This window comes from Enterococcus sp. AZ126 (assembly GCF_051714545.1).
Classification (GTDB): Bacteria; Bacillota; Bacilli; order Lactobacillales; family Enterococcaceae; genus Enterococcus_L.
Genome location: NZ_JBIOSB010000001.1, coordinates 3256070 through 3276527, shown reverse-complemented (window position 1 = coordinate 3276527; position 20458 = coordinate 3256070). Strand labels below are relative to the sequence as shown.

The following is a 20458-nucleotide window of genomic DNA, read 5'->3' as shown; positions in this document are numbered from 1 at the left end:
TACTCTAACACTTTAGATTAGAGAGAAAAATTCAAACGATCAGTTTTCCCTCTAATCTAAATATATTTTTCACCTACTAGTTTGCAATTGCTTCTAGTCTCTCCTTAACTTCTTCTTTTGACAGTTCATTTCTCATCACATAACGATTTGCAGGATGATGACGACATTCATCAGAACAACTACCAAGATATTTCGCTTCGTTTTCTTCTGAGGCTAAAATTTGTTTGTTACAGAAAGGATTGGCACAATTGATATAACGTTCGCATGGCGTACCATCAAACCAATCTTTCCCGATGATTTTTTTATCAACATGATTAATTTCAACACTGATTCGTTCGTCAAAGACATACATTTTACCGTCCCATAGCTCGCCTCTTGTCTCTGGATCTTTTCCATAAACAGCAATACCACCATGAAGTTGAGAAACATCTTCAAAGCCTTCTTTCATCAACCAGCCAGAAAATTTCTCACAGCGAATACCACCAGTACAATAAGTGACAACTTTTTTATTCATAAATTGTTCTTTATTGTCTCTGATCCACTGCGGCAATTCTCTAAAATTGCGAATATCCGGGCGAACAGCACCTCTAAAATGACCTAAATCAAATTCATAATCATTTCTTGCATCGATTACAACAGTGTTTTCGTCAAGTAATGCTTCTTTAAACGCAGCCGGTTCTAAATATTTTCCAGTTATTTCTAACGGATTCACATCTTCTTCCAAGCTTAAAGAAACGAGTTCTTTTCTAGGACGGACAAACATTTTATGAAACGCATTTTCTGGCACTTCATCTATTTTGAAATAGGTATCTTTAAAGCGTTCATCAGCTAGCATTGCGTCCATATAAGCATCTGTATCATCAATCGTTCCTGAAAGTGTACCGTTGATACCTTCTGTTGCAACTAGAATTCTTCCTTTTAGATTCAATGATTTACAAAAAGCTAAATGTTCCTTTGCAAATTCTTCGGGTTTTTCAATCGTCGTGTATTTATAATAAAGTAATACGCGGTAATCCATTTTATCTTTCTCCTTTTTCTTAGAAACTGTTTTGCTATCTCCATAATAACTGTACAGTCCCTGATTTTTTCTTCATACATATTTAGTATATAAAAAAAGAAATAAGAAAAGCGAGCTATTTGCTTGTGGAAAAATGCACATATAAAAAAAGCGAAACATTCCATTTAGACTATAAATAAATCAGAAAAAAATTTTGTTCAGCTATCTAGCTTGTGCAGCTGAATCAATAAAAAATCGATAAAAGTATCTTACCTTTACAATTACACTAGATAAAAAACTAGCCAAACTTTCCTAAAAAAGTTTGGCTAGTTTTTTCAAATTGATTCCTTACTGACCAGATACTGCAAAATAATTTTCATCATTATCGGCAAAGTTAAATACTAATCCTGTTGGCAATTGGACTAATTCCCCTACTCGTACGCCTGCTTCTTTCATTCTTTTGTATAGTGCCATCACATCATCCGCGAAAAACATCAATGATGGTGTATTTCCAGCAACCTCTGGTGAGTGTTGTTGAATAAATTCTAAATCGTATAAAACAATCATTGTATCTGCATTTTCAGTTGGTGAAATCTCCACAACTAATGTGCCATCAACAGCATCTCTTTCTTTTTCTACAAAGCCGATTTTTTGCCAGAACTTACTTGACTCTTCTACATTTGTTACGTATAACATTATTTTGATTTGATTTGTAAACATGATTTTTGCTCCTATTCTTTAGTTCATTCTGTTTTTCGTTTAAGATACGTGCTTTTCTATTATATACTTTCTATCATAACTTATGGTAATATTTATGCAAATATAATTGCTTTAAGAGGAGGAAATATGAAACTAACTGTTTTGGTAGATAATAATGTATACATCGATCATTATTATTTGGGTGAACCTGCGTTGTCTTTTTATATTGAGGATGAAGAAGAAAAAATTCTTTTTGATACGGGATTCAGTGATGTTTTTATAAAAAATGCTAACTTATTAAATATTGATTTGAGTAAAATAACAAAATTGGCTTTATCTCATGGTCACAATGATCATACTGGTGGTTTAAAATCAATTTCTGAAATTTTTACAAAGCAAAAGCCACAAATCATAGCCCATCCACTGACTTTTTTACCTAAGAAAGAAGACGAATTGGCTATCGGATCTTCTGTAAGCACGGAAGAACTTCAAGAAAATTATGAGCTACTTCTTTCAAAAAAACCTATTAAGCTTTCACCAAATATTACATTTCTTGGAGAAATACCCGAACTAGTAGATTTTGAACCACGTAAACAAGTTGGTGAAACAAAAATACTAGAATATTTTACGCCGGATTATGTGTTAGATGACTCTGCTCTGGTTTTCGAGGGTCAAGATGGCATTTATATCATCACTGGTTGCTCTCACAGTGGCATCAGCAATATTTGTGAATATGCTAAACAAATTACTGGTAATCAAACAATTCGAAGTATCATCGGTGGTTTTCATTTATTTGATGACGACTTACAATTAGATAAAACAATCGAGTATTTCAAAAATAATGAAATAACTAGTTTATATCCTTGTCATTGTGTCTCCTTTCAAGCAAAAGCAAAAATTCATTATCAACAATCCATTGAAGAAGTTGGTGTCGGAATGCAAATCGAATGGAACTAAAAATTAGGCTAGGACATAACTCGTAGAGTTATGTCCTAGCCTTAAGGAGTCCGAACAAATGCCTTTGTCCAACCTTCTTTTATACTTATTCTCAGTGAAGATAAATAATCACTTTTTATGCATTTTCTTCAACAACTAGATTGCTATCATTTAAAACATCTCGATCTAATTCGTTGATTCGTGCGCTAGTTACGATCCCTGCTACCATACTGTCACTGACATTTATAGCTGTTCTAGCCATATCGATCAATGGTTCTACAGAGATTACTAATCCAACAATAGCCACCGGTAAATTCATAGAACCTAAAACAATCAACGAAGCAAATGTTGCGCCACCACCGACACCAGCCACACCAAACGAGCTGATCGTTACGATCGCAACTAACATTAAAATAAATTCTAAACTAAAAACGTTAATCCCAACAGTCGGCGCAACGATTGTTGCTAACATAGCTGGATACACCCCAGCACAACCATTTTGACCAATCGATAAGCCAAAGCTTGCTGCAAAGTTAGCTGTTGCATCATCAACACCTAATGCTTTTGTTTGTGTTTCAATATTTAAAGGTAATGCTCCAGCACTTGATCTTGAGGTAAAAGCAAAGCTCAAAACTGGGAAAGATTTTTTCAAATAATTCACAGGATTTACTTTAACTGCAACCAAGATCAATAAATGAACGAACAGTACAATCAGCAACGCAGTATATGACGCCAGTACAAATTTTCCTAAGTTAAGAATCGCATCAAAGTCGCTTGTCGCTACAACATTTGTCATCAACGCTAAAACGCCATAAGGTGTTAAACGTAAAACTAAAGTCACAATACGCATCGTGATTTTATAAAGGCTGTCAATCAAATTCGCAAAAAATTCTGCTTCTTTCGGTGCTTTTCTTTTTATACCTAAGTATGCAACACCGACAAAGGCTGCAAAGATTACAACACCGATCGTACTTGTTGCCCTTGTACCTGCAAAATCTGCAAAAACATTTCTAGGAATAAACGCTAAAATTTGCTGTGGAATCGATAGATTTTCAACGGTTTCCTGTCTCGTCGCAAGTTCTGCAATTCGTGCCGTTTCTGCCGTTCCTTGTGTAAATTTTGCTCCTTGTAAGCCAAATAATAAGGTTGTACCAATTCCAATCAACGCCGCAATAGCTGTTGTACCTAATAAAGTTGCTAGTACATTGAAACTAATTTTACCTAATTGTTTGGACTCTTTCATCTTAGTAAATGCTCCGACGATAGAAACAAAAACTAAGGGGATTACGAGCATTTGTAAAAACGCTACGTATCCATTACCTACAATACCGATCCATTCCATTGCTTGCGTTGTAACTTCGTCTTGGGTACCGAATGCGAATTGAATAATTGCACCTAATACAATACCTACACCCAATGCGGCAAAAACACGCGTTGAAAATTTATAGTGTTTTGTCTGCATACGATAGAAGACGTATAACACTGCAAGAAAAGCAAGGACCACTAAAACAGTGATGAGTGTTGTCATTTTTTTCCCTCCTAAATTTAGATGCGTAACGGGCTCGTTCAACACTGATAGAGAAATAAGAAAATATAGTTGTGATTCTTTTTATCACAGATAAATTTGATCTTTTTCCCGAAAAGTAACTAGTGAAGCCAGAAGACGCAATTGAAATGACAAGTCCATCAAAGGAAGTAAAGGTTCCCGGGGATCATTCTTCAACGACCCGCCCTAAAAATAAATCAATTCATTTTCAGTGATAAATCTATTGTACCTAATTTGAAAGGTTAATAGCTATTATTTTGTTTCTATAATGATACAAAAAAAGAGTTTGTGATAGTCAAAAACTATCACAAACTCTTTTTTAAACGATTTTAGTTTAAATCTTGTTTATTATTCAGCTGCTGATTGGAAGTTTAATTGGATACCTGGTTTATCTAACGCGATTTCAGTAATTTCATATGCCATGCGTTGTACGATATTAAATAGTGGACTAACTAATTCATCCACTTCTTCTTGCGAGATATCTTCTTGACTTTCAATTTTATGATTGATGATATGATTGATCTGGCTAACTGAACCTGACAAGATATACTCTTCAAAAATCAGACGAAACTCTAAACGAGCAGCAATGATCGAGTTTTCTTTTGGATAGTTTTCATCAGTTGATTCAATTGGTGAAAATCCTACTCTAAGATCTGTTTCCACTTCTTCCATATCTTGAGTCCGCATATCGTAATGAAAAGCCTCTACGACTTCTTGTTGACGTTTTATTTCCATGAATTAAACTCTCCCTTTTTTTAAGTTCAATAATGATTATCTCTATTCAAATAGTTCTGAACAAACAATAGTTTATCTACAATTTTATTATACCACACATCTTTTTATCACGAATACTCAAGCCCTTTTTTTAATCTAATTTTTAAATGAGTGAATAGGTGCTGGAATCCGTCCACCACGTAAAATAAAGTCTGTCGAAGCATAATCATTTACTTTCATGACAGGTGCTCTGCCTAATAATCCACCAAATTCTACCATATCACCAACTTTTGTCCCTTTAGCTGGAATGATTCTAACAGCAGTTGTTTTGTGATTAATCACACCGATTGCAGCCTCATCCGCAATCATCGCAGCAATCGTTTCGGCCGATGTTTCACCAGGAATAGCGACCATATCTAGACCAACGGAGCAGATTGCTGTCATTGCTTCTAATTTTTCTAAATTCAGCGCACCATTATTGACCGCATCGATCATTCCAGCATCTTCTGAAACTGGTATAAAAGCACCTGATAGCCCACCGACATGATTACATGCCATCACGCCACCTTTTTTCACTGCGTCATTTAATAACGCTAAAGCTGCTGTTGTGCCATGCGTTCCCACACTTTCTAGACCCATCTCTTCTAAAATATACGCTACGCTATCTCCTACAGCTGGTGTTGGTGCAAGGGATAGATCCACAATTCCAAAAGGAACATTTAGACGTTCTGATGCAATTTTACCTACTAATTGTCCCATTCTAGTAATTTTAAAAGCTGTTTGTTTTACCACTTCTGCCACAACATCAAAAGGCTCGCCTTTTACTTTTTCGAGCGCACGTTTAACAACACCTGGTCCGCTGACCCCGACATTGATTACGCAATCTGCTTCGCCAACTCCATGAAATGCACCTGCCATAAAGGGATTATCTTCCACTGCATTTGCAAACACGACTAACTTGGCACAGCCCATATCGGATTTTGCAGCTGTCTCTTTGATTATGTATCCCATATGACGAACTGCATCCATGTTGATGCCTGCTTTTGTTGATCCGATATTTACGGAAGAACAAACAAATTCTGTTTCAGCTAATGCTTGAGGGATCGAATTGATCAAAATCTCATCACCGTGTTGGTAGCCTTTTTCAACCAAGGCACTGAATCCACCGATGAAATTAACGCCCACTGCTTGTGCTGCTTTATCTAGTGCCTTGGCATATTTTACATAGTCTGTATCAGAACTCGCAGCCGCAATGATTCCGATCGGTGTTACTGAAATTCGTTTGTTAATGATCGGAATTCCATACTCAGATTCAATTTCTTCTCCAACTTTAACTAGATTTTGAGCTAAACGAGTGATTTTATCATAGATTTTTTGACAAGCTCGATCGCTATCACTATCAATACAATCTAACAATGATATACCCATTGTGATCGTTCTAATATCTAAATTTTCTTCTTCGATCATACGGATCGTTTCTAGAATTTGATTTGTTTCCAAAGTTTTTCCTCCTAAATTTAAACGTTGAAAGAGCTTGTTCAACCTTGACAGAAATTACGCTTGTGACCGTTTTTATCACAGACATCTTTTCTCTTTTTCCTAAAAGCAAGCCCGGGCAGCTGGATAATGTAGTGTCTATTGCTGACCTGTATAACTAGATGACTCAACATTGATTTTTATAATTTATGCATAACATTGAAAATTTCTTCATTTTGAATACTGATTTTCACACCTAACGTTTCTCCTAAAGAATTTAGTTCGGAACGAATCATCTCTACATTATTGTTGTCTTTAGACATTTCTAATACCATCATCATTGTAAAGTAACTATCCATGATCGTTTGTGAAACATCAATAATATTCATATCCAATTCGGCTAATTTTTGACTGACTCCAGCGATTATTCCGACTTTGTCTTTACCGATAACTGTCAATACTGCGCGCATATAGTTTCCTCCTAAATATAAAAGCTAAAATAGCTAAATAAGTTTTTCCTATTATATCATAATTTGTTCAATTATTAACAAAAAATCAGAACAAAAAACGTTGAAAATTAATGAACGTTCGTTTTTTATTTAACAAAAAACTTCTGAACTTTTATTAAATTCTCTCAGAAGTTTTCTTATTCAAACAGTTTTATTGAATTGTTCTTTGCAAGTTGAGCAAGTGACTTTAATCTTACCTCTTCCTCTTGGTGCTCTTAGTTGTTGTTTGCAATTGGGGCACTTAAAAAAAGTATACGTTTTACGCGCTTTGAGCTTTTCTTTTGAAAAATCAAACTTGCTTTTTAGTTTCTGCATTTTAACTATGTAGCGAGTATTTTCATTGGAGCGCAGGTAAATTCGCTTGGAAAAGAAACGGTAGTTTAGTCCTAATAAAAGTAACGCCGCCAACCAAAAAGCAATCATTGTCGGTAAAAATAGATTGACCAGCAATAAAACTAACATTCCTTTCAATAGTGTTATGTTTAATTGATCCATTCTAGCATATCTTCCTACCAATAATTTTTGGATCTTTGCATTCCAGCGAAGTAGTCGTTCAAGCCAAATTTGTCCCATATGATCCCTCTTTTCTCTATTATTATCTCAGTCATAAATCATTGTTTCAAGAGGTATAATCAAAATTGAATCAAAAATAAATATGGCTGATTTTTAAACCCTCATCTTTGATGATTGATCCAATCGTGTTTACTTCATCTTCTCGTCCACATGTTGAAAAATCAACAGCAATTTATTGTTCTACTTTTTTGAATACAAAGGAAAGTTTAATGACTAGAAGAGTGATACTTTTTAGGTTGGTTGTTGCAAAATGTTGTAGCCCCACAATATTTTGATCGTGCTCATCATCAGCAAAAGTAGCGGACAAAATAATGGAGATCCAATTAAAGGATGCCTCTATTTCGTCCGCTTTAAGCTTATAGTGGAACTTATAAGGCAGACAACTCGGAATCGCTACATTCTGTGTATCGACACTTCCAGCTGTTCTGCCAGATTTATTGCTTTATCTTTATTCATCGTCCTTAAAATCCAAAATCAATTTACTCTCTTCACCAATAAAATCATATTGATAAGACCCCGTCAAACCTTGTAATTCTCCTGTACTTTTAATGATCATTCCTGGTGAATCCAGTGATCCCTTATCAAAAATCCCCTTTTCAGCTGCTGTAAAGGTTCCTGTTTTCCCTTTATATTGGCCTTCAAAGTGAAGAAATCCTGTGATCCTTGCTGTTGCCAAGTGACCATCTTCTTTGTTGCTCTCTAAATAATAAAGAAGATACTCGACCCAAGCTTTGCCTTGTAAAAGACCATCTAGTTCGTATTCTGCCTGAACACGATTCACTGGAAAATCTACTTTTTGTTCGTCTACTGGTTGCTCTTCCCATTTTGTTACATTAAATGCTATGCTCACACTTATCCCTCCTTATAAATACCAGATTAGCAAACATACGTTCTTTTCGCAAGTTAAAATGACCAAATTAAGCGCGAGATTTTTTTGAAAAATCTTTTGTATAGTTTATTTTTCTGCTAAAATGTAAACGTATATTTTGTAATTGGAGGTATTTATTTGTTTTCAAAAATAGGGGAAAATAAAAGAACAAAAGGAATTCTCTTAGCAGTAATAGGTGCAATACTTTGGGGAATAAATGGAACTTTTGTTGATTTAGTCTTTTCAACATTAAAAGCCCCAGTAGAATGGGTAGTCGGGACTAGATTATTAGGAGCAGGAATCATCATTCTATTATATTCAACGTTCATAAAAAAGGAGAAAATATTTTCAATATTTAAATCTAAAAAAGACACAGGCATGCTGCTTCTATTTGCATTATTTGGTATGAGTGGTTGTCAATATTTATTTTTTTTATCAATAGAAAAAAATGGTGCTGGTTTAGCAACTATTCTTCAATTTACTAGTCCAATATTTATTTATCTTTATTTAGTTCTAAGGAAAGAGAAAAAAATGCTTTTGCAAGAATTATTTTATATCGTACTTGCTTTTGTAGGTGTTTTCTTAATTGTTACGCGAGGAAATTTCACAAAATTAGATGTTAATATTTCGGGATTGATAATAGGGATAGGTTCAGCTATTGGCGTTGCTTTTTATACATTGCAACCCCGAAGAATCTTGTTAAACTATGGTTCACCTGTTGTAGTTGGCTGGGGAATGTTAATTGGAGGAAGCCTATTCCAGCTTATTCATCCAATCTGGCAACCCGGTTTTGCTATCGATAAAAAGGTTATTTTGTATATGGGATTTATAATTGTCATTGGTACTGCGGTTTCATTTTGTTGTTTTTTAGGCAGCTTAAATTACATTGAAGCATCGTTATCAAATATAACGGCTGCTTTAGAACCTTTAGTTGCTAATATTTTAACACCACTACTTTTAAGTCAAGTTCTTCCCCCAATACAAATAATTGGGATTGGGATTGTATTGTTATCAGTACTGTTATTTGCAAACTATGGCGAAAAAATTAGCAAAAATAAAAAATTAGAACTAACTGAGTAACTATTTGATGGATGTCATTCAGTTAAGTTTAATGACTTTTCGTAGAATATCTCATAAGGTTTTTCCCACCCTAAACATTTTCTAGGTCGGCTATTTATTTTATGAATGAGAAATAATGAACGAATAGCAAACAACCGTCATTATTTAATGATCCTATTAGTATTATAACGGAGGCTGGTCATCTAGATTTATCAAAATTCTTCCGTACATCCCAATTCAGAGTTTCCGTTTCTTTATGTGAACTAGAGCAATCGGGCTGGCTTTAAAAAAAGAACCCCTCACTATAAAATAAAAAAATCGAGAACCAGCGTCTACTGATTTTCGACTTTTTATTTTATCTTGTTTTTACGATCATTTCCAGTGCTTTTGCCATATCTTCGCTGGCTAAATCGATCATTTCATCTTCCATACATTGCTTCAGGTTTTCAGTTACGACAAGTCCGATCACTTTATCAATACTAGATCGAACAGCCATTAATTGTGTCACCACTTCTTGGCAATCTTTTCCTTCGTCCATCATTTTTAAAATGCCGCGAAGCTGTCCTTCAGAACGTTTCAATCGATTCGCTAGTTTAGGATCACACGTCATCAGTAACGTTCCCTTCCCATGCGGACATACCGCCCATTACATTCGTTACATCATACCCTAATGAAGCAAAATATTCACTAGCCATTTGTGAACGTCCACCAGCTTGACAGATAATATAGTAAGATTGTGCTTTATCTAAAGATTCAGCTGTTTCCTGTAACGTACTTAGCGGCATGCTTTTTGCTCCTTTGATATGTCCTGAAACATATTCATCGTCTTCCCGTACATCTATAATAGCTAAGTCATTTCTTTTTTCCAATTGTTCAAATTCATCGATCATCATTGCTTTATACATTATTTAATAACCTCCTGATGGTAAATCATACTGTATAGTTGAAAAGTGCCATCTAAATTTTTAACACTAAAATCATTATTTTTAAGATTCGCTCAGCTAATGAACTACGTTTCCTACATTGACAACTAGCGATGATTTCTTTATTGGTAGTTGTCCTTTTGATGCCCTTGACGATTTGCTGAAGAAGAAAAGATGAAGGTTTTGCGGAGCAGTTTCAACAATTGTCACATTATACCCCTATGGGTATTTAAGAAATTAATTCTAATTGATTTTTTTTGAATTGTAAAGAATCTTGTTTCCTATTTTTAGAATGCAAATAGACTTTACTATCCTACTTCTTGTCAAACTAAAGTATTTCTTAAGAAAATCAAACAAATATTAACTCATTTGGCATATTTTTGTAACATTGAACCTCTATAATGAATACAGTTACTAAAATAACAACAAGAAAAGAGGTTATCACATGAATCAAGGAATGCTTAGAAAACAAAATATCTTCCCTTTACTATTGATTCTACTTCTTTCATTTGCTAGTATTTTTCTGATTTTTAATAAAGAAGAACAACCAATCCAAGATGAAGCGACTGCTTATCAGCAGATTTTTATTGATGAAATAGCATCTGAAGCGAAACTTTTACAAAAGCAAACCCATTTATTTGCCAGTATCACCGTTGCCCAAGCTATTTTGGAATCAGATTGGGGCCGCAGTGAATTGGCACTTGAAGCAAATAATCTATTTGGGATCAAAGGTACGTTTAATGACCAATCCAGTATTATGCCCACAGATGAATTTATTGATGGTGAACGAATCACAATAGATGATTCATTTAAAAAATATGGAACAATTCAAGAATCCATGGCTGACCATATGGAATTTTTAAAAGGTGGCACTTATGAAGGAATTAAAACAAGCAAAAATTACCGTGAAGCAGCTGTTGCCTTGCAAAATGGTGGTTACGCGACTGACCCAGACTATGCTGAAAAATTAATTGAATTGATTGATGAATTTAAACTAAATAAATACGATAAATAGACAAAGCATATCAAAAGCTGTTCTTGGCAACCTGTGATGCTTAAAGTTAGGAGATTGTTGATATGAATGCCTTTTATTATGTTTTAAAAGATAGTATTAATGATCTCCTACGCAATAAGGTCAGAACCATTTTGAAAAGCATTTTTTCTTTTCTGTATTTCTTTTTTTTGGCGATACTGTTTCATGGATGGTTTACTGTGATTCATTTGGAAGAAATAGAACAAAAAAGGATACTGGAACAGACCGATTCATTGGAGGCTTTGCTTCAATCAGATTCTAATGAAGTTTTACTCACTTTATTAAATAGCTTAAAAATCGCGTTACTTATTTTCAGTATCGGTTTATTTTTATTTGGAGTTTTGTATCTTTTCCTCTATTTTCATAGAGCTATAATACTGGATAAAAAAGAACTTATCATCAAAAAAATGTTAGGTGCTTCCGTGCTGCAAGTAACCCGGGAGCTTTTTCTTGGCTCTTTGTTGCTAATTGTTCCTAGTTGTATCTTGAGTTTTTTCGTAGCTGAAAGTCTTTATACATTCTTTTTTTTATCGTCAGATTCTTGGCTGACAAGTGTTTTGTATCCGCCAAGCTATTTCGTCTTTTATGTAGATTTTTCGTTGATCGAATTATTTTCACTTTTACTTGTTTGCCAATTCCTTTACTTAAAACAAAAAATAACAGATCTTTAAAAGGAGTCTTTTCATATGAATATTTTAGTTGCCGATGATAGTCCGGAAATGGTCCAAATCGTTAGTGCCTATTTAAAAAAAGCTGGTTTTACGGTCTTTGCTGCGCTGGATGGTGAAGCAGCCTTAGATATTTTTTATCAAGAAAAATTAGATTTAGCCATTATTGATTGGATGATGCCTGAAATCGATGGCATTGAAGTCATTAAAACGATCAAAGCTGAAAGTTCATTAAAGGTATTGATGCTGACCGCAAAATCAACTGGTGAAGATGAGTTTCTTTCTTTATCCAGCGGTGCAGATGACTACATCACCAAACCTTTTCATCCTCAAGTATTATTATTACGTGTTAAAAAATTGCTTGGTCTAACGCATTCGTTTTATGTAAAAGATTTACTGATTGATCCAGCTAATTTAAAAATTTGGAAAGAGGAACAAGTTCTGGATTTAACAAAAAAAGAATTTGATTTGCTGATGATCCTTGTTAAAAACCGCGGGAGTATTTTAACAAGGGAACAGCTTTTAGTCGGTGTTTGGGGAATGGACTATGATGGCGTAGCACGAACTGTTGACACACATATTAGACGACTTCGTGAAAAAATTGGCGATGAGATCATCACCACCAAAAGAGGAGTGGGCTATCTCATTGAAAAAGAAAACTAGAAAAATCAGTACGACGCTTACTTTGACCTTTTCATTGATCATCATTGGCAGCTTTATTGTTATGTTTGTTTTGAATAGTTTAATCGTCCCGCACTACTATTTTTCAAAAATGGAACATAAAGTTAGCTCTGTTATGACTGATATAAAACATCAAGCCGATTCAGAACAACAACTAATTGAACTAGAAAACAAAAATCAAGTCACGATCATTACTCGAAATTTAGATGATACCTCACTTGATGATTTCAATGAATCTTTGAATATAGAGTTGAATCGAAAAAAAGTAGCATTAAATCGTTTTTGGATCACACAAGAAACATTGGATCAACTACAAAATGCTCCTCAACCTGTTCAACGTAATTTCGATCAAGGAAAACAGAAATCCACTTTCTTAGTTGAAATGCGCGTGATTGATAACACTTTTTATTTGGTCGGTATTTCTACAGTGAATTTTTCTGAAACAGCGAGTTTGATCAATACGTTTAATTTTATTTCTTTGAGTCTGACCTTAGTTTTAATTATTGTATTGATTTATATTTCTGTTCGAAAAATAACTGATCCTTTGGTCAACTTAAAAAAAGTTGCAGAAGAAATCACTGAGCTAAGTTTTGTCACAACAGATGATATTCCGGCAAATGAAATTGGTGAGTTAGCTCTTAGCATCAATAAAATGAGTTATGCTTTGGCAACTTATCAAAAGAATTTACTTGTTAAAAATGAACAGTTGAAACAATTTACAGCTGACTTAACTCATGAGTTAAAAACGCCGATCGCCTTGATCAAAGCATATGGTTCAGGAATTGAAGACGATTTGGACGACGGAACTTATCTAAAGGTGATTTTACAGCAAACTCAGCGATTGAATGATATCGTTGATCAGATGTTAGATTATGCAAAATTAGAACAGCAACAGCCGATCCATAAAGTGCCGATTCAATTATCAGATACTTGGCGGCAAACTTTAACGGAGCTTCGACCTACAATGGAAAAAGAAGAAATTTTGTTGCTGGAAGCAGACACAGATACGTCGCTTTCATTGATTGAAGCAGATCCAATTCTGCTTAAAAGAGTTTTTGATAATTTATTGACCAACAGTATTAAATACACTACGGACAAAGAAATTCAAGCCAGTTGGCGGGAAACAGAAGAATTTATTGAATTTACGATCAGTAATCAAACTTCCCTAGCTTCGGATTTTGAGGTGAATAAGCTTTGGGAAGCCTTCTATGTCCATGAAAAATCACGGAATAAAAATCTCTCAGGAACAGGTCTTGGCCTGTCAATCGTTCAGTCGATCATGGATGAACATAGCTTTACGATCGAAGCAAGATTGGTCCATCAGACATTGATTTTTGTTTTACATTTTTATAAAGTCAGTAAACAAGCGTAGTATTTTTGCGCTTGTTTTTTTGTGTTTGATTTTGGCATTTTTCTGTAACATTGAGTTGGTAGACTTAGTTTATGTTATTGAGCTTCACGGGCTTGCTCCTAGGAAAAAAGATGCAATTTGAATGAGGTAAAATGCACCTCAGTCATATTTCCCTATTTTTCTTTCGGATCAGAACGAGCCCGCTCAGCTTTTATGCTATCTAGCTTCACGGGCTTGCCCCTAGGAAAAAAGATGAAATTTGACTGAGATAAAATGCACCTCAGTCATATTTCCCTATTTTTCTTTCGGATCAGAACGAGCCCGCTCAGCTTTTAAATTTAGGAGGTCATCATGAAAAAATTTACTATCTATCTAAGTCTAGCCGCAATCACACTTTCTTTATCAGCTTGTAGCTTTAATAAAACAAATGCGTCTAGCAAGCAAGAAGAGCTGATCGTCAACAAAGAACTCGAGAAAAATAAGACCTATGCTAAAACAGATTTCTCATTTGATGTTGATCCTGCAACTTTTACGGTTTCAATTACCGAAAATGGTGAAAAAGCAGAAGTATCAAAACCGCAAGAAATAAAAGAAGTGACTGATTTAAAAAAGAGTACGGATGAGATCAGCTGGACTTATCCTAATGAACAACTCAAAGTCAATCTAAAAAAAGAGAACAATCATCTAGCTGTATCAATCACAAGTTTATCTGATGAAGATACAACGTTTAACTGGCCTAAATTAGATGCTAAAAATTATGTATTACCGATTGCAGAAGGAAAAACAATTCCTAATGATCAAAAAGAATGGCTTGCTTACTTTAAGCAAAATGAAGAATTATCCATGAGCGAAGCTTTCTCGATGAGTTTTTTTACAACCAATCAAGACACCTTTGCCACAACATTTGTAATGGATAATACCTTTAATAGCGAACTTTTAACCAAAACTGAACCTCATCTTACGTTGGAAGCTAGCCATAATTTTATCGGCTTTGACAAAAATAAAACGCTGAATTATCGACTTTATGTTACCGACAATGATCCAGTCGCAATCGCAAAAACGTATCAAATGGACCGAATCAATTTAGGTGAATTCAAAACGCTTGATGAAAAAGAAAAAGAAAATCCTGAAATCAAAAAAATGCGCGGCGCAATCCAAGTTTACTATTGGAACAGTCGTATTTTAACAACGGAAGATATCAACTGGGCGAAACTACCTCAAATAATAGACGAACCAATTTTTCAATGGATTAGTGAATTATTGACTCAGTATGGTGAAGATGGTTCTGAGGAATATCTAAAAGCTTTGGATGCATTTAAAAACAACGAAGGCTATAAATATGAGAAAAATACCTTCTTAACATCGATCAATTATGTCTTACTTTATCCACAGTTTTATAACAAAGATATTTTCAAAAATCCGGATGAAGAGGCTCAAAAACTAATCGACAAAGGCCTCGATACATTAAGTGAACAAGAGCGTTATACATTAAATAAACATCTATTAGCTAGCGTTATTGATGATTTGACACCGCCAATTGAACAATGGGGACAAGCAACATCATCTGATGTTTTCAAAGATATGAAAGCCTCTGGTATCGATAATGCTTGGATCGGTCTACCCAACTGGGCAAATGGCTTGATGAATCCTGCGATGGTCAAAACAGCGGTTGATGAAGGCTATCTAATTGGCCCTTATGATTCTTATCAATCCATTCAGGAAAATGCCAGCATTGATTGGAACACTGCCTCTTTCCCTAATAAAAATCTCTACGAAGAAGCAACAGTCTCGAAGAAAAATGGTGAAAAAGTTGCCGGTTTCTTAGGCAAAGGTCGTAAGCTTAATCCGACACTCATTTTCCCTGATGTAAAAGAACGTTTTAATGGAATCGTGCAAAATAAAATTCCATTCAATTCTTGGTTCTTAGATACAGATGCTGCCGGTGAAATTTATAATGACTATACCCCTGACCATTTGACTACCCAAAGTGAAGATGTTGCTGGACGATTAAAAAGAATAGATTATTTTAATCAAAATGGTTTAGTGGTTGGTTCTGAAGGCGGAAATGACTTTGCTTCCAAAGATATGGTTTTTGCTCACGGTATTGAAACTCCCGTCATCATGTGGTCAGATCCAGATATGCGTGAAAATAAAGAAAGTGATTATTATGTAGGAAGTTACGCAGCATTAGATGGTGGCATTCCAACAAAATACAAAAAAGTCGTACCAATCAAGGAAGAATACAAAGCAATCTACACTGATCCTGTTTATTCTCTGCCCCTTTATAAACTTGTTTACAATCGTTCTGTGATTACTTCTCACCAATGGGAATGGGACAGCTATAAAATCAAAGATCAAGTCGGCGAGCGTCGTATCAAAGAATATTTATATAATACACCGCCAATGATGCACATCGACAAATCCGCTTGGGATGAACACAAACAAGATATCTCTGACAATGCGCAAATCTGGAGTCCGTTCCAAAAAACGGCTTTAAAACATGAAATGACAGATTTTAAAATCTTAACTGAGAATCGATTAGTTCAAAAAACAGAATTTGGTGATACATTATCTGTGATTGCTAATTTCTCTGATACTGATTACGATGCAGAGGGTGTTAAAGTTGCCAGTCATACTGCTTTGATCATTGATGATGGCAAAGAAACTGTTGTAAAAACGAACGGGTAAATAGGACAGAAGTATTTATTCAAATTTTTTAGGCTAGGACATAACTCGTTGCGTTATGTCCTAGCCTCTTAATTTTTCAACTTAAAGGTCATCTCAACCGGATTATGATCCGAATGTTCAAATTCAGCATCTATCACTTCTCCACTGACGTTTTCTACATTATCCGAAATAATGAATCCATCGATTAGTGCAACAAACGACTCTCCTTTTTTGTAAGGTTTATCTAAATTACGAACGGATGGTACAGGGACATTGGTTTGGCTTATCGTAGCGACGTGTAAATTTTTCGGCAACTCTTTTTTAGGAAAGGGCTGTAACCAAGTGTATTCTTCTGTTGGATCATTTTTAAATGTCTCAGACGAAGAATCTAGTAGATCATGATTAAAATCGCCACCACCAACAACATAATTGCCTTTTTTATATTCATTTTCCATATGATCGAATAATTTATGCACTTGTTCTTTTTGGATTTTTTGGTCTTTGATGTAGGCTGATAAATGAACATTATAGAGCATAAGAAATTTGCCATTTTCAACTGGGATTTTCGATACAGTAAATGCACGATCTAAATCAAAAAATTTATTGAAATTGGTTTCGATTGGTAAGCTATAGCGCGTACTTGTTTCAATTTCTTTACTGCTCAAAGTCAGGATACCTGATTTTGATTTTCCGATTGGGTCAAGAACTGGATACATTAAAAATGCTGAATCATAATTTGTGGCAAATACACTAGAATAGCTATTAAACTGCTGATTGATTTGTGCTACTTCATCCACGCTGTGACTACGAGTCGCTTTTTCATCGACTTCTTGAAATAAAGCGAAATCTGGATCGATTTTTTTAGTCGTATCAATCACACCAGAGATATTTTTAATAACACTCTCTTTACTCACCGCTTTTGACTGTTTGCCACCGTCCATGAAGAATGTATATTCAGGCGTATAAGAACCGTAGCCAATGTTAAAGGTTGTGATTTTGTATTCTGTATTTGTAGTTGTTTGTTTTGTTTTAGCTTTTTGAACCGCTTGGATTGGTATATTATCAGCAATTCTTGAATAACTAAAATAGACATAGCCAACATAAGCTAGAATTACTACAAGAAATGTGACAAGAATACCTAAACAGATTTTGATACTTTTTCTTAAATTCATTATTTTCTCAACTTTCTAAAGTAATAAAGCAGGTGAAAAAATATTTCTAGGTTTGATAGTATATAGTAAACCAGCTTTTTTGATCATAAATAGATTATTTTTTATAAATGATCATACTAATTTTTCACCCAACACAGTGTCATTTTTTTAACATACTATTCATTATAATCATAAAATCAATAAGATTCAATACAGTATAAAGGTCCGTTCAGAGGCGACTACATTCTCTTTTGGCAACATACTTTTAAATGTTTCAGTTATCTTTTTTTTATAAGCTCTGCTAGCTTGTTCACAGTATTGGCATCTCTGATCGTAACTCGACTGTATATCTTAGTTCCAACAATTTTTGACCAACGGCTTTTGGAAAATGTTTTAATTGGTGCTGACCAAAAAATAACTCGTTCATGATAAGCAACTTTCTCATATTCTTCTTTGGCTTCCCCCACGGATGCACTCACTTCTTCTCTTGTCGTCGGCGGGATAATAAAAATAACATTGTGTTTTGATTCTTTATCTGTATTCCACCATTTGGGCGTCTGCTCTAGCACTTCTAACAGATCAGTTCCTGATATAATTGTAACAGCTATTTCAAACCCAAACTTTAATTCAATTAACGCTTCACAGTCTTTTTTCAGTTGTAAAATTTCCGTTTCTTCACTATCAAAAATAACATTTCCATTGTTTAGATAGGTAACGACATTTATAAATCCATGTTGTTCAAAACACTCTTTCAACGTTGCCATGACCACACGGTTTTTTCCCCCTACATTGACGCCACGTAATAAAGCTATATACGTTATCATTTTAGATTCCTCCAGCCAAATAATTCCTGATTAAATGCTAATATTGTCTTCTATATTGCTCTTATATTATAATAAAGAAAACGATAACTAGAAAGAAAAGAGGCTATCGCAATGAAAGATATAAATGATTTTTTATTAAACATCAGTGAACTAGAACACCGCCAACGTGTAGAAGAATTAGTTGACTGGACTATAAAAACCTATCCACAATTCAGTGTTGTTATCAAATGGAATCAACCTATGTTTACTGACCACGGTACCTTTATTATCGCATACAGCACTTCTAAAAAACATATTTCAATCGCACCAGAAACAGTCACCATTTTAGCTTTCAAGGATGACATCGAGAAATCTGGCTATCAACATACAGATAACCTTTTCAAAATAACTTGGGACCAGCCAATCGACTATTCATTATTGAAAAAAATAATTGATTACAACATTCAAGAGAAAATTAATTACACAAAATTTTGGAGAGAATAAGCTCTATACGACTTGTTATATTCAAAAATGTTTTATCAATCGGAAATTATTGAAGTGGTAAAATCACTCTAAATCAATTATTATTTAGACATAGAGAACCCTTAATTATCTTCCCCAAAGATAAAATAGAAATTGATCCCACTTAAATGAAGGTGGGATTTTTTTGTATATTGAATGGTCCACCTTTTTAATTATTCTTCCTATCAAACTTTTTAAACATCGAACAAAAGATTAAGAATTTCTTTAGACAAAAACCCACTTATGCTTATAGTTCTACACTCATTTTTTACTCATTTCGTTTAATTTTTACTATTTTTAAAAACTTATTGACTAGAGTCCTATCTTTAAGTTAAGATAATATTACAAAACCAAATAAAAAAAGGCGCCCTGCAGGAAGACCGCAAATCATCCCGCAGAGCCCTGTATTATAAGCCAGAACTAATAATACAAGTTGCCTCCGTCAATATCTATTGACTATTCCTATTGTACTAAAAGTAAGAAAAGATTGCTAGTCTTTTTTACTTAATCAAGGAATTTGTCGATGTTTATTTATTGAATGCTTCATGGTATTAGTAGCTGACTAATACCATTTTTTTGTGTTTTGTATAATGATAAGATAATTAGAGCGAAAAACAAAATAAACAGGCACTCTGTAAGAAGACTGCAAATCCTCTGACAGAGCCCTGTATCGTCAGCCAGAACTGACAATACAAGTTGCCTGAGTCAATGTTACATTGACCTATTCATTTTACCTAATTTTTGTAAGAAATACTAGTACTTTTTACAAATTTTAGTAAATTAATCGGTTAATGATTATTTATTGAACTCTTGCGCGGTATTGGTTGGTGACCAATGCCGTTTTTTTCGCTCTTTTTATAAATAGTAAACACTAAGTTCTCCTTTTTTCTTGATAACTTTCCAAAGTAAACTCTTAGTGTTTACGAGCTAGTGTTACTGAGATCAATCGCTCATCATGCTTTTCTATTCAGTCAAAAAAAGGTTGCCGAGTCAATGTGCAAAATATAAATAAACAGACAAACAAATAATTTTCCTTAGATTTACCAGACTGAATAACGAAAAGTAGCGAATGATTTCTTGTACACTAGTAATAGTTAGAATTTTCCTAGCGGAAGGTAAGTTCTAACTTGCAAGTAAAAAAATAGTAGAGTTGCAGAATCTACTATTTTCAAGCAGCTGCTTACCAGCTATTCCTTTTTATAATAGAGTCGTATCCAACCATTTCAATAAACAAAAGGTAAGCAGCTACTTGTTTTTTAAAGTATTCCTTTATTAAATTGAA

General features: G+C 34.3%; 20 protein-coding genes. 8 read left to right on the top strand and 12 right to left on the bottom strand.

What is annotated here, in order from left to right; genetic code table 11:
* Window positions 1-76: 76 nt before the first annotated feature.
* Both trhO and IGI43_RS15350 read right to left on the bottom strand, forming a co-directional pair.
* Window positions 77-1018, bottom strand: coding sequence for an oxygen-dependent tRNA uridine(34) hydroxylase TrhO (gene trhO, locus IGI43_RS15355; protein WP_438758653.1), 942 nt, complete (start codon window positions 1016-1018; stop codon window positions 77-79).
* Window positions 1019-1345: 327 nt separating this feature from the next.
* Entirely contained in the window at window positions 1346-1717 is a 372-nt protein-coding gene (locus IGI43_RS15350; RefSeq protein ID WP_438758652.1) for a VOC family protein, read from the bottom strand.
* A 126-nt stretch (window positions 1718-1843) separates the two neighbouring features.
* Here IGI43_RS15350 and IGI43_RS15345 point away from each other — a divergent pair, with 126 nt between their 5' ends.
* Window positions 1844-2653, top strand: a complete 810-nt coding sequence (locus IGI43_RS15345; RefSeq protein ID WP_438758651.1) for an MBL fold metallo-hydrolase — start codon at window positions 1844-1846, stop codon at window positions 2651-2653.
* 115 nt (window positions 2654-2768) lie between these two features.
* On the opposite strand, the gene IGI43_RS15340 is transcribed toward IGI43_RS15345, so the two are convergent.
* From IGI43_RS15340 to IGI43_RS15315, 6 genes are all read right to left on the bottom strand, one after another.
* Complete coding sequence (locus IGI43_RS15340; protein ID WP_438758650.1) at window positions 2769-4160, bottom strand: L-cystine transporter; 1392 nt, start codon at window positions 4158-4160, stop codon at window positions 2769-2771.
* 366 nt (window positions 4161-4526) lie between these two features.
* Window positions 4527-4913, bottom strand: a complete 387-nt coding sequence (locus IGI43_RS15335) for a DUF1149 family protein (protein ID WP_438758649.1) — start codon at window positions 4911-4913, stop codon at window positions 4527-4529.
* A gap of 135 nt (window positions 4914-5048) precedes the next feature.
* The gene (locus IGI43_RS15330; RefSeq protein WP_438758648.1) at window positions 5049-6392 is read right to left on the bottom strand and encodes a PFL family protein; all 1344 of its coding nucleotides are present in this window, start codon (window positions 6390-6392) and stop codon (window positions 5049-5051) included.
* A gap of 176 nt (window positions 6393-6568) precedes the next feature.
* Entirely contained in the window at window positions 6569-6838 is a 270-nt protein-coding gene (locus IGI43_RS15325; RefSeq protein WP_438758647.1) for an ACT domain-containing protein, read from the bottom strand.
* Window positions 6839-7018: 180 nt separating this feature from the next.
* On the bottom strand, window positions 7019-7450 hold the full coding sequence (locus IGI43_RS15320; RefSeq protein WP_438758646.1) for a hypothetical protein: 432 nt from the start codon (window positions 7448-7450) through the stop codon (window positions 7019-7021).
* Between the two features lie 448 nt (window positions 7451-7898).
* Window positions 7899-8300, bottom strand: a complete 402-nt coding sequence (locus tag IGI43_RS15315) for a DUF3224 domain-containing protein (protein WP_438758645.1) — start codon at window positions 8298-8300, stop codon at window positions 7899-7901.
* Window positions 8301-8456: 156 nt separating this feature from the next.
* Between IGI43_RS15315 and IGI43_RS15310 the strand changes: the two genes are divergently transcribed.
* Entirely contained in the window at window positions 8457-9398 is a 942-nt protein-coding gene (locus IGI43_RS15310) for a DMT family transporter (protein ID WP_438758644.1), read from the top strand.
* A gap of 334 nt (window positions 9399-9732) precedes the next feature.
* Here the strand turns inward: IGI43_RS15310 and IGI43_RS15305 are convergent, their stop codons facing one another.
* Window positions 9733-9987, bottom strand: coding sequence for a metal-sensitive transcriptional regulator (locus tag IGI43_RS15305; RefSeq protein WP_438758643.1), 255 nt, complete (start codon window positions 9985-9987; stop codon window positions 9733-9735).
* The gene (locus tag IGI43_RS15300) at window positions 9977-10282 is read right to left on the bottom strand and encodes a rhodanese-like domain-containing protein (RefSeq protein WP_438758642.1); all 306 of its coding nucleotides are present in this window, start codon (window positions 10280-10282) and stop codon (window positions 9977-9979) included. The genes IGI43_RS15305 and IGI43_RS15300 overlap by 11 nt, the downstream gene beginning before the upstream one ends.
* A gap of 463 nt (window positions 10283-10745) precedes the next feature.
* On the opposite strand from IGI43_RS15300, the gene IGI43_RS15295 reads away from it, so the two are divergent.
* The 5 genes from IGI43_RS15295 to IGI43_RS15275 all read left to right on the top strand — a co-directional run bounded on the left by IGI43_RS15295 (window position 10746) and on the right by IGI43_RS15275 (window position 16721).
* Window positions 10746-11315, top strand: coding sequence for a glycoside hydrolase family 73 protein (locus tag IGI43_RS15295; RefSeq protein ID WP_438758641.1), 570 nt, complete (start codon window positions 10746-10748; stop codon window positions 11313-11315).
* Window positions 11316-11512: 197 nt separating this feature from the next.
* On the top strand, window positions 11513-12004 hold the full coding sequence (locus IGI43_RS15290) for an FtsX-like permease family protein (protein ID WP_438758640.1): 492 nt from the start codon (window positions 11513-11515) through the stop codon (window positions 12002-12004).
* A 15-nt stretch (window positions 12005-12019) separates the two neighbouring features.
* Window positions 12020-12664, top strand: coding sequence for a response regulator transcription factor (locus tag IGI43_RS15285; protein WP_438758639.1), 645 nt, complete (start codon window positions 12020-12022; stop codon window positions 12662-12664).
* Entirely contained in the window at window positions 12648-14054 is a 1407-nt protein-coding gene (locus IGI43_RS15280; RefSeq protein WP_438758638.1) for a sensor histidine kinase, read from the top strand. The genes IGI43_RS15285 and IGI43_RS15280 overlap by 17 nt, the downstream gene beginning before the upstream one ends.
* Window positions 14055-14384: 330 nt before the next feature.
* Window positions 14385-16721, top strand: coding sequence for a glycoside hydrolase (locus tag IGI43_RS15275; protein WP_438758637.1), 2337 nt, complete (start codon window positions 14385-14387; stop codon window positions 16719-16721).
* 68 nt (window positions 16722-16789) lie between these two features.
* On the opposite strand, the gene IGI43_RS15270 is transcribed toward IGI43_RS15275, so the two are convergent.
* Both IGI43_RS15270 and IGI43_RS15265 read right to left on the bottom strand, forming a co-directional pair.
* Window positions 16790-17872, bottom strand: a complete 1083-nt coding sequence (locus IGI43_RS15270; RefSeq protein ID WP_438758636.1) for a hydrolase — start codon at window positions 17870-17872, stop codon at window positions 16790-16792.
* A gap of 257 nt (window positions 17873-18129) precedes the next feature.
* Window positions 18130-18675 (bottom strand): DUF1697 domain-containing protein, encoded by a 546-nt coding sequence (locus IGI43_RS15265; RefSeq protein WP_438758635.1) that lies wholly within the window; start codon window positions 18673-18675, stop codon window positions 18130-18132.
* A 111-nt stretch (window positions 18676-18786) separates the two neighbouring features.
* On the opposite strand from IGI43_RS15265, the gene IGI43_RS15260 reads away from it, so the two are divergent.
* Window positions 18787-19158 (top strand): iron chaperone, encoded by a 372-nt coding sequence (locus IGI43_RS15260; protein WP_438758634.1) that lies wholly within the window; start codon window positions 18787-18789, stop codon window positions 19156-19158.
* Window positions 19159-20458 lie beyond the last annotated feature (1300 nt).

What these genes read in the sequence shown, in the direction of transcription:
- IGI43_RS15340 (WP_438758650.1), bottom strand. Translation starts at nt 4,160, where the DNA reads ATGACAACACTCATCACTGTTTTAGTGGTCCTTGCTTTTCTTGCAGTG.
- IGI43_RS15350 (WP_438758652.1), bottom strand. Translation starts at nt 1,717, where the DNA reads ATGTTTACAAATCAAATCAAAATAATGTTATACGTAACAAATGTAGAA.
- IGI43_RS15275 (WP_438758637.1), top strand. Translation starts at nt 14,385, where the DNA reads ATGAAAAAATTTACTATCTATCTAAGTCTAGCCGCAATCACACTTTCT.
- IGI43_RS15300 (WP_438758642.1), bottom strand. Translation starts at nt 10,282, where the DNA reads ATGTATAAAGCAATGATGATCGATGAATTTGAACAATTGGAAAAAAGA.
- IGI43_RS15260 (WP_438758634.1), top strand. Translation starts at nt 18,787, where the DNA reads ATGAAAGATATAAATGATTTTTTATTAAACATCAGTGAACTAGAACAC.
- IGI43_RS15345 (WP_438758651.1), top strand. Translation starts at nt 1,844, where the DNA reads ATGAAACTAACTGTTTTGGTAGATAATAATGTATACATCGATCATTAT.
- IGI43_RS15325 (WP_438758647.1), bottom strand. Translation starts at nt 6,838, where the DNA reads ATGCGCGCAGTATTGACAGTTATCGGTAAAGACAAAGTCGGAATAATC.
- IGI43_RS15285 (WP_438758639.1), top strand. Translation starts at nt 12,020, where the DNA reads ATGAATATTTTAGTTGCCGATGATAGTCCGGAAATGGTCCAAATCGTT.
- IGI43_RS15270 (WP_438758636.1), bottom strand. Translation starts at nt 17,872, where the DNA reads ATGAATTTAAGAAAAAGTATCAAAATCTGTTTAGGTATTCTTGTCACA.
- IGI43_RS15335 (WP_438758649.1), bottom strand. Translation starts at nt 4,913, where the DNA reads ATGGAAATAAAACGTCAACAAGAAGTCGTAGAGGCTTTTCATTACGAT.
- IGI43_RS15265 (WP_438758635.1), bottom strand. Translation starts at nt 18,675, where the DNA reads ATGATAACGTATATAGCTTTATTACGTGGCGTCAATGTAGGGGGAAAA.
- trhO (WP_438758653.1), bottom strand. Translation starts at nt 1,018, where the DNA reads ATGGATTACCGCGTATTACTTTATTATAAATACACGACGATTGAAAAA.
- IGI43_RS15305 (WP_438758643.1), bottom strand. Translation starts at nt 9,987, where the DNA reads ATGACGTGTGATCCTAAACTAGCGAATCGATTGAAACGTTCTGAAGGA.
- IGI43_RS15320 (WP_438758646.1), bottom strand. Translation starts at nt 7,450, where the DNA reads ATGGGACAAATTTGGCTTGAACGACTACTTCGCTGGAATGCAAAGATC.
- IGI43_RS15295 (WP_438758641.1), top strand. Translation starts at nt 10,746, where the DNA reads ATGAATCAAGGAATGCTTAGAAAACAAAATATCTTCCCTTTACTATTG.